The sequence below is a fragment of the Zarconia navalis LEGE 11467 genome (assembly GCF_015207075.1).
In the GTDB taxonomy this organism is placed as follows: Bacteria; Cyanobacteriota; Cyanobacteriia; order Cyanobacteriales; family Geitlerinemataceae; genus Zarconia; species Zarconia navalis.
Genome location: NZ_JADEXN010000173.1, coordinates 1 through 9,171, shown reverse-complemented (window position 1 = coordinate 9,171; position 9,171 = coordinate 1). Strand labels below are relative to the sequence as shown.

10 protein-coding genes are annotated in these 9,171 nt (G+C 51.1%); 9 read left to right on the top strand and 1 reads right to left on the bottom strand.

Features of this window, described 5'->3' with window-relative positions:
* A partial coding sequence (locus tag IQ235_RS10925; protein ID WP_264321497.1) for a hypothetical protein occupies window positions 1–185 on the bottom strand: 185 nt, incomplete at its 3' end.
* A 574-nt stretch (window positions 186–759) separates the two neighbouring features.
* Here IQ235_RS10925 and IQ235_RS10920 point away from each other — a divergent pair.
* From IQ235_RS10920 to fghA, 9 genes are all read left to right on the top strand, one after another.
* Window positions 760–1,050, top strand: coding sequence for a lasso peptide biosynthesis PqqD family chaperone (locus tag IQ235_RS10920; RefSeq protein ID WP_264321496.1), 291 nt, complete (start codon window positions 760–762; stop codon window positions 1,048–1,050).
* Window positions 1,034–1,477, top strand: coding sequence for a lasso peptide biosynthesis B2 protein (locus IQ235_RS10915; protein WP_264321495.1), 444 nt, complete (start codon window positions 1,034–1,036; stop codon window positions 1,475–1,477). The genes IQ235_RS10920 and IQ235_RS10915 overlap by 17 nt, the downstream gene beginning before the upstream one ends.
* The gene (locus IQ235_RS10910; protein ID WP_264321494.1) at window positions 1,477–3,426 is read left to right on the top strand and encodes a lasso peptide isopeptide bond-forming cyclase; all 1,950 of its coding nucleotides are present in this window, start codon (window positions 1,477–1,479) and stop codon (window positions 3,424–3,426) included. Before IQ235_RS10915 ends, IQ235_RS10910 begins: the two co-directional genes overlap by 1 nt.
* Before the next feature lie 231 nt (window positions 3,427–3,657).
* On the top strand, window positions 3,658–3,807 hold the full coding sequence (locus IQ235_RS10905; RefSeq protein ID WP_264321493.1) for a hypothetical protein: 150 nt from the start codon (window positions 3,658–3,660) through the stop codon (window positions 3,805–3,807).
* Between the two features lie 88 nt (window positions 3,808–3,895).
* Entirely contained in the window at window positions 3,896–4,066 is a 171-nt protein-coding gene (locus tag IQ235_RS10900) for a hypothetical protein (protein WP_264321492.1), read from the top strand.
* A gap of 134 nt (window positions 4,067–4,200) precedes the next feature.
* Window positions 4,201–5,112: a phosphoenolpyruvate carboxykinase (ATP) gene (locus IQ235_RS10895; protein WP_264321491.1), complete on the top strand. Its 912-nt coding sequence runs from the start codon at window positions 4,201–4,203 to the stop codon at window positions 5,110–5,112.
* A complete protein-coding gene (locus IQ235_RS10890) occupies window positions 5,109–7,007 on the top strand; it encodes an ABC transporter ATP-binding protein (RefSeq protein WP_264321490.1) in 1,899 nt (632 codons plus the stop codon). The genes IQ235_RS10895 and IQ235_RS10890 overlap by 4 nt, the downstream gene beginning before the upstream one ends.
* A gap of 90 nt (window positions 7,008–7,097) precedes the next feature.
* Window positions 7,098–8,183 carry a nucleotidyltransferase domain-containing protein gene (locus tag IQ235_RS10885; RefSeq protein WP_264321489.1) on the top strand — a complete coding sequence of 362 codons (1,086 nt, stop codon included), beginning with the start codon at window positions 7,098–7,100 and terminating at the stop codon, window positions 8,181–8,183.
* Window positions 8,184–8,293: 110 nt separating this feature from the next.
* Window positions 8,294–9,145: an S-formylglutathione hydrolase gene (gene fghA, locus IQ235_RS10880; RefSeq protein ID WP_264321498.1), complete on the top strand. Its 852-nt coding sequence runs from the start codon at window positions 8,294–8,296 to the stop codon at window positions 9,143–9,145.
* Window positions 9,146–9,171 lie beyond the last annotated feature (26 nt).

The window sequence follows — 9,171 nt, the reverse complement described above, 5'->3', positions numbered from 1 at the left end:
AGTAACGTCCGCCAAGGAATTCCCCCTTCTCGGCGAGGCGGCTTGCGCGGGTCTAACTCGTCGGTGCGATCGCGTTCTAGCTGGGTTTCGAGTTGCTGCACCGCCTCTTGAATCTCGCCCTCTTCCGTCTCTCCTGTTGCCATTGATTTAGAGATTCCAGTCTCTGATAATCTGTCGTATGCCACTGTTTCTCTCCACCCTCGATTCACCCGAGCCGAGTCGAGCTGGACTTCGTTTACAAATATTTACCTACTTCTTAATATTTTGACGCATATTGTTCGATTTGACATAGATCTGGGCCAGAAATTCGATCGGCTCGATCGATTTATCGATTTAAGGATGCGTTACGACGGATTATTGAATCGATTGGAGAGGATTTTGCTTCTCTTTATCTTAGCTTTAAATATGAACCCCGAACTTTATCTAAACTTTAATAAAATAAACCGGATTTTCACTGAGATCTCGCGATTCAGTATTTAACGCAAAGTTGATGAAATTTCGGGATTTCTTTATCAATCCTTTATCAAAATCTCCGAAATTTCAACTATATTGATTCTCATAGCAAGAAAAAATAAGTGTTTATACGTAAGCCGGAGTTGAGTCAGACTCGAAGAGCGATATTACTGATATCGCTCGAGGCTTTAGAAAGCGATCGATGGGTGCAACGTTTTCTCTATCTCTCGTATTCTTGCCACTTCGCGATCGCGGGAGATCGCTAAAATCAGCGGATAAATTTAGTTGAAATAAGAATCGAACACAATGATAACTCAGCAATCAGTCGTTACCATCGCACCCGATCGCCTTGCATCCGAACTCGAAGGTGAAATGGTCGTTCTCGATCTCAAATCCGGTGCGTACTACGGTTTAAACGAAGTGGGAACCGACATCTGGAAAGCCATCGAAGAACCCAAGTCCGTCAGTGAAGTCATCGAGATCGTTGTCACCAAGTACGATGTCGAAAAAGAGCAGTGCAAGCAAGATACCATCGCTCTTCTGCAAGAACTCGAAGCCACTGGACTCATTGAGGTTAAAGATGCAGCAATGGCTTAAATTCGTTCGCTTGGGATGGCGAGATCGCCAGCTTTTGGTTCGGACTTTTGCCTTACTGGGATTGGTGCGACTGGGTCTGTGGCTGTTGCCCTTTCTTACTTTGCAAGGCTTGCTCGATCGTATTTCTCGGCCATCTCCATCGTTTGAGAAAACGAACCCGCGAGAATTAGACAAAATCGTCTGGGCGGTGAACCAAAGCAGCCGCTACACCCCCGGCGGAGCAAAATGCTTAGCCCGCGCTCTTACCACTGGGACAATTATGCGCCGCCACGGCTACTCCCCCCAACTCAAAATTGGAGTGGCCAAAGGAGATCGGGGGCAATTTGAGGCTCATGCCTGGATCGAAGATCGAGGACGCGTGGTGGTGGGGAGACTTAACGACCTTTCCCGGTTTACCCCGATGCCATCCCTAGAAGGAGATAGATAATGAGTGCCATTACAGGTTTATATTACCGAGACGGACGACCCGTCGATCGCCCTAAAATCGATCGCACCCTTGAGGTTCTCGCCCATCGCGGGTCTGACGATCTTGGCGTTTGGTATTCGGATAATGTGGGTTTAGGTCATCGGATGCGGTGGACGACCCCCGAATCCCTTTACGAGACACTTCCCCAAGTCGATCGGACGGGAAACTTCGCCATCACGGCCGATATTCGCATCGACAACCGATTGCAACTTCTCAGCGCCCTAGACTTCTCGACGGCATTGGCTGACACCATTACCGATAGTCAGATCCTGTTGGCGGCGTATCAAAAATGGGGAGATCGCTGTCCGGAGTATATCTTCGGTGACTTCGCTTTTGCCATCTGGGACGCGCGAGAGCAAACTCTATTTTGCGCCCGCGATTGCTTTGGCGTTACACCCTTCTACTATTATGTATCCGATCGCACTTTTGCCTTTGGCAGCGAAATTAAAGCCCTGCTGAGCCTGGAGGAAGTTCCCCGCGAGATCGATCCAGAGCGAGTAGGCGATTACTTAATTTCCCTCTGGGAAGATACTTCGATTACCTTCTACCGGGCAATTCGCCGCTTACCTCCCGCCCATTGGATGAAGGTTTCTCCCGACAGCGTGCAGATGCAACCCTACTGGTCTCTCGATCCCAGTCGCGAGTTGCATCTGGGTTCCGAGAAAGAATACGCCGAAGGGTTTCGCGAAATTTTCACCGAAGCCGTGAGCTGTCGGCTGCGGAGTGCTTATCCAGTTGGCTCGATGTTGAGTGGCGGACTCGACTCTTCTTCTATTGCCTGTACGGCACGGGAAATTCTCGCCAGCAGTGATGGCAGACCTTTGCCCACCTTCTCAGCAATATTCGACGACGTTCCCGAATGCGACGAACGACCCTACATCAATGCCGTTCTCGAAGGTGGGGGCATGGAACCCCATTATCTGGGGGGCGATCGCATCAGTCCCCTAGTCGAGAGCCAGCGGCAACTGTACCATCAAGACGAGCCGCTTTTTGCCTTCAACCTCAATCTCAATTGGGGCTTGTACGGCATCGCCCAACAAAAAGGGGTGCGCACCATCCTCGATGGCTTTGATGGCGACAGTACCGTATCTCACGGTGTCGGCTACTTGAGCGAACTGGCACGGGACGGACGATGGCTGACGTTAATGCGAGAAGTTCGAGGCTATACCCAAAACTTCGATCGCTCTTTCTGGGAATGGATGAGTCCTTACCTCTGGAACTACGCCCCACCCTTCAAACTGGGCCAGCGCGGTTGGAAATCCTTGCAGCGACGCATGGGTATGCAGCCCAAAGCGGCAGGTTCGCAACCGTCCTGGCATTCGACTGTAAATGAAAACTTCCTGCGGCAAGTAGACTTGGGTCAACGTCGCAAAGCCCTAGGTCGAGCCTTGAGGAAGTCTCGAGAAAGTCAAAGAGCCGAACATTACTACAGTTTAGTGCGGGGCGTGATGCCTTACACCTTGGAAGTGATGGACAAAGCAGCGGCTGCTTTCGGTATCGACTTACGCTTTCCCTTCTGGGATCGACGATTGGTCGAATACTGCCTGTCCCTACCGCCGGAACAAAAAATTCACAAAGGCTGGACGCGGATGGTGATGCGCCGGGGAATGTCTGGCATTCTACCCGAAGCGGTGCAGTGGCGGGGCGGAAAGTCGAATCTCGGACCGAATTTCGATCGAGGATTTCGGAAGTTCGAGAAAGACCCGATCGAAACCCTACTTTTCCATCATCCAGGGCGCATCGCCCCATACACCAACATCGATGCCCTGCGCCAAGCCTACCATCACTGGATTGCTGGAAAAGACCGAGGAGAGGATGCCATGGTTCTGTGGCGGGCACTGAACTTAGACCTATGGCTTCAACATCGCGATCGCCAGTCATCTCCTTCCCAAGAAATGGTATCCGTTTAATCGCGCGATCGGGGAAAAACTGCAAACCTGCCTGCTCGGTGAATTCGAGTCACAACATTCTCCGTCTCTCCCACTTTTTGTCGATATCTGCCAACTCGATATTCAGATGGTTGTCCTTTTGGATGCAGGTTGCATCCAGTCGCACAGCTATCTGGCGATCGCTTCGAGAATGGAGTCGATCGCTCGAATGCTGTACCTCAAAACCTGACAAGTATAAAAAACGAGAACGTCATGAACGCACGAAAAACCACCTACACCCGTCCCGAACTCACCGCCTACGGCAACGTGGAGAACTTGACGCAAAAGGGTGGAGCCAGCTCTACCGATGTGCCCGTCGGCACTCCCGTGGGCCCGGACGGCATCACTTCGGTGGCTAGCTAGAACTCAGGGTGCATCTCCTTTTATCCATTTGGGCTTTCGCGAGTCCAAAGATCCAGTTAACGCTCAAACCTATCGAAAGGAGACAACAATGAAAACTCAAATTACCGATCGAAAGCAATCCTACACCACGCCAAAGCTTGTCAAAAACGGAACCCTTGCCGACTTAACCCAACAAGGGGGTGGGAATGCCGTTGATGTCCCCATCGGTACTCCCATCGGGCCTGACGGGATTAGTTCCGTCACTGGAGACTTCTCCTAGGCAAGCCTACGGCAATCGGTTCGTTAAATAAGCTAAGCAGCATTGGATTTATGGGAGTAAACGTCGAACTGAAAAACTTTACTCCCAACTGCTTTTCTTTCGCATTCAGAATTTAAAAAATCTCAGATAAACCAATGTATCGTTATCAAGCATACGGCTTAGGCATTCATTCCAAATTAGCTTTACCCGAATTGGTCGCTGACTCTCAAGCTCGTGCGGATGTTATTGTCGAGTTCGCACAACTTAACGATTCTCCCCTCAATACCGACGACACCGCTCACTGTTTCGAGTCTACTGAAGAGGGGATGTACGTTTTTTGGAAAAGCGTCGGCACTTTTTTCATCCAACAGGGTCGCACCATTTCCATCGATCCCGATCCTGACGCTGATGCCGATCGATTGCGCCTCTTTATTTTAGGAGCGGCAATTGGTGTGATTCTCCACCAGCGCGGTTATTTCGTGTTGCACGCCAGCGCCGTAGAAATCGACGGGAAAGCCGCCGTTTTCATTGGCAATAAGGGATGGGGTAAGTCGACGATGGCCGCCACCCTCCACGCGCGCGGACACCGACTTATCGGCGATGATGTGGTGGCATTGGATTTGAACGATAATACCCGACCCGTCGTTTTACCGGCATTTCCCCAACTCAAGCTATGGCCCGATGCGGTGGAATCTTTGGGAGGCGACCCCGAAAACTTACCCCGCTTGGTTCCCCATCTCGAAAAGCGCGATCGCCGCGTTCGCGAGGGTTTTATCGATCGCACCGTTCCCCTGGGACATATCTTCCTGCTGGGGAAAGGGGAAACGGTCGAAATTCGACCTCTCGAACCCCAGCGTATCGTCACCTATCTCTTGCAAAACTCCTACGTGACCCGATTTGGTTCCGAGTTGTTGCAAGCTGGGGAAGCGGCTCATTTCCTGCGATTGGTGCGGCTGGCTAGATCCATCAGCATCGAGCGTTTGTTGCGACCCTCCCAACTCTTCTTGCTGCCGACGGTTGCCCGATTGGTGGAAGAGCGCATTGCAGGTGAGGCTTTGAAGGTATGAGCACGGGAAACTTATTGGATAAAGTGGGGAATAAAAAGCCCTCTGCAACGCGACGATCCACTCCTCAAAGCCGGGTAAAGCGATCGATTTTGAAGTTCAAACAAAAATTTGAAAATAGCTTCCGCCTTTTGCCGGCATTGCGTTTGGTGTGGCAGAGCAGCCGGGGTTGGACGGTGGCGCGAGTCGTTTTGACCCTGATGCAAGGGATTTTACCCTTAATTTCGATTTATCTGGCCAAACTTATTATCGATACGGTGGCCGTTAGTTTGAGTGCGGCAGATAAGGATGCCGCTTTCGATCGGGTGTTGCTTTTCCTGGGAATTGCCGGGGCGATCGCGATCTTAACCACCTTTTGCAATGCCTGCACCGAACTGGTGAATACCGCTCACGCACAGCGGGTCACCGATTTTATGCAGGGGATCATCCACGCCAAATCGATCGAAGCGGATTTGGCCTATTACGAGAACGCCCGCTATTACGATGCCTTGCAACGGGCCCAAAAGGAAGCTCCCTATCGACCACCCCAGATCCTCAACCGTTTGGCCGGAGTCGGTCAAAATGGGGTGCTACTGTTGGCGATGGTGGGTTTGCTGCTGTCTCTGCATTGGGGAATGGTGGGTATCTTGGTGGTGGCCTCAATTCCGGCAATGCTGGTGCGGGTACGCTACTCTCGCGTTATGTATCGCTGGCAGCGGGATAAAACGTCGATGGAGCGGCAATCGGCTTATCTGGGTTGGATGCTGACCACCGATCGGTTTGCAAAGGAAATTCGCCTGTTCGAGCTGGGAACTTTCTTTAGCAAATGGTATCTCCGGTTGCGAAAGCAAATCTATCAGGAAAGAGTTGCGCTCACCACCAAGCAATCGATCGCCAATTTTTTAGCGCAATCTCTGGCGAGTCTATTAGTCTTTAGCATTTATATCTTCATTATTTACCAAACAATCCAGGGGGCTTTAAATCTGGGTGACTTGGTTTTGTACTACCAAGCCTTGAATAAATCTCAAGCCGCCCTCAAAGGTCTTTTGAAAGGGGTGTCGGGTCTTTACGAAGATAATCTTTTTCTGGCAAATCTTTACGATTTTCTCGATCTAAAACCGACAATTATCGCTCCAGCACAACCGCAACCGATTCCGCAACCGATGCAGCATGGAATTGTGTTTGAAAATGTCAGTTTTCAATACCCGACGACGAATCGAACGGCCCTCAAAAATATTAATTTAACGGTGAGTCCAGGAGAAACTATCGCCCTGGTGGGAGAAAATGGCTCGGGAAAAACTACATTAATTACACTACTGTGTCGGTTATACGAACCTACAGAAGGAAATATTAGTATCGATGGAATTAATGTCGATCGATTTGATATCTCCGAACTGCGCCATCAAATCAGCGTCATTTTTCAAGACTATGCCAAATATCATCTCAGCGCCCGAGATAATATTTGGTTGGGGAATGTCGAACTCGAACGGGAAGACGAAGAAATTATGGCGGCTGCCCGTCGTTCCGGTGCCGATGACGTGATTCAAAAACTGCCCCAAGAATACGAAACTTTATTGGGGAAACTCTTTGAGAACGGGGAAGAACTCAGTATCGGTCAATGGCAAAAAATTGCCTTAGCGCGGGCATTTTTGCGTAACTCCCAGGCGATCGTCCTCGACGAACCCACCAGCGCTATGGACCCGAAAGCGGAATACGAAGTGTTTAATAAATTCCGTCAACTGATTAAAGACCAAGCTGCCATTTTGATTACCCATCGCTTATCAACTGTAAAAATGGCCGATCGCATTTACGTAATGGATTCCGGCTCGATTATTGAAAGCGGAACCCACGACGAACTAATCGAACTCAACGGAACTTACGCTCGCTTATTTGAAACTCAAGCTCAAAATTATCGATAAAAACTCGATAGTTCAGACGATACACTTAACAATCTTTACTTCATTCAAATTCAACCGGTTTTAAAACATTTAAAAAAGGGAAAATATGCCATGTCTATCGAACTCTGTCGCACCCTGATTCAACTGAGTTTTGCAACCCCAGATGCGATCGCGATCGATTCTGCCAAAAAACAACTGCAAACCGCCACCGATAAGCAGTGGGAGCAATGTTTGGCAACCCTCGGATTGCACCGACTCAGCCCCCTAGTTTTCTACGGTTTGGAAGTCGCCGGTCTGACATCTTTGGTTCCCAAATCCTATCTCGATCGCCTGCAAGTGGCTTATCAAACCACCCTCAAACGCAACAACATTTTCCTCCTCACCCTCGATGCCCTCCTGCAACGGATGCAAGCCCGAGATTTGCACCCCACCATTTGGAAAGGGATTGCCCTAGCTGACAGCTTCTATCCCAATCCCGGTACGCGACCGATGGGAGATCTCGATTTTGCTATTTTCCCCGAGGAAATGGAAGAAGCCACCCGAGTGTTCCAATCTTTGGGCTTTCGCCTCGACGAACAAGCCGAAACCGACGATGCCGTATACTTCGTCAATCCCATGGGAGTCAAGTGCGACGTTCATCACCGCGTCCGGCTGTTTGAAGGTATCGAACCCGCCAGCCTGGTGACTCAACTCAATCCCCGACACCTCCAGGTTGAGACCCTACAAGTCCTCGACCCCAGTACCACCCTCGTTCATCTGGTAGTACATATGGACGGACACCGCCACGAAACCGGGCCGCTACTCTCCTGGATTCTCGATATTGCCTTCGTTCTACGCAAATGGGGCGATCGAATTAATTTGGCGCGCGTCGAAGCCATGATGCCCGATAAAACCCATTGGGTGTCCCTGATGCGATCGCTTCGGTTCCTCGAAACAGAGTTGGGAGAGACCCTGCCGGAGTCTCTGGCATCAGCAGCACGGGAATTTGAACCCCTCACCCTGGCCGAGATTCTGCGCCAGCGACGACTCGCCCTTTGGGGTTTGCCTCACCTGCGCGGTTGGCTGCGTCTGGGGGCAAGCCAGGTAGATTCCCAGTTGCGCTTGCAGCGTCCGGCATTAGTCGCGGACGATTTACTGCTGTGGGTGGGAGATTTTTGGCGGCAGCGACGGACGCTACGAATGGCTGATGCCCGCTAGGGAGAAGGGGAAATAGGGAACGCCGAGATGGGTTTTCGCCTAGGTTGCGATCGCGATAACATCAGAATCTGAGCTTATCCAAAACGTTAAAAAACAGACCCGTGTCAGAAATATCCGCTTCCCTCGAACTCCTCAAGCAATTTCAGTGCTTTGGCGGTACTGTGGGCTTCTATCGCCACGATTCCGTTGCCTGCAACAGTCCGATGCGGTTTGCCATCTACCAACCCCCGCAAGCCCGATCGCAACCCGTTCCCGTTCTCTACTGGTTGTCGGGTTTGACCTGTAGCGAGGAAAATTTTATCGTCAAGGCGGGGGCGCAGCGACTGGCGGCCGAATACGGACTCGCGATCGTCGCACCGGATACCAGCCCGCGCGATACGGGAATTTCGGGGGAAGATGACGATTGGGATTTAGGATCGGGGGCGGGGTTCTACGTGGATGCCACCCAAACGCCCTGGGATGCCCATTATCAAATGTATCGCTACGTCACCGAAGAGTTACCGCAACTGGTGGCCGATCGCTTTCCGATCCTTCCAGAAAAACAGGGAATTTCCGGTCATTCCATGGGGGGACATGGTGCATTGATTTGCGCCCTCAAAAATCCCGATCGCTACCGCAGCGTCTCTGCATTTGCCCCGATTTGCGCACCGACGCGCTGTCAGTGGGGAGAAAAAGCCTTCAGTCACTATCTTGGGGGCGATCGCACTGCGTGGAAAGCCTACGATGCCAGCGAATTGGTCTTAAACGCCAAATACGATCGCCCCATTCTCATCGACCAGGGGACGGCAGATAAGTTCCTCGAAGACCGGCAACTTCTGCCGGAGGTATTCCAGGAGGCTTGTAAATCAGCCGGACAACCCCTCACGTTGCGAATGCAGGACGGCTACGACCACAGCTATTACTTTATCGCCACCTTCATCGCCGACCACATTCGACATCACGCAGCAGCGTTGTGTGGTTGAATTCGGAATGGGGGAATGGGGAATGG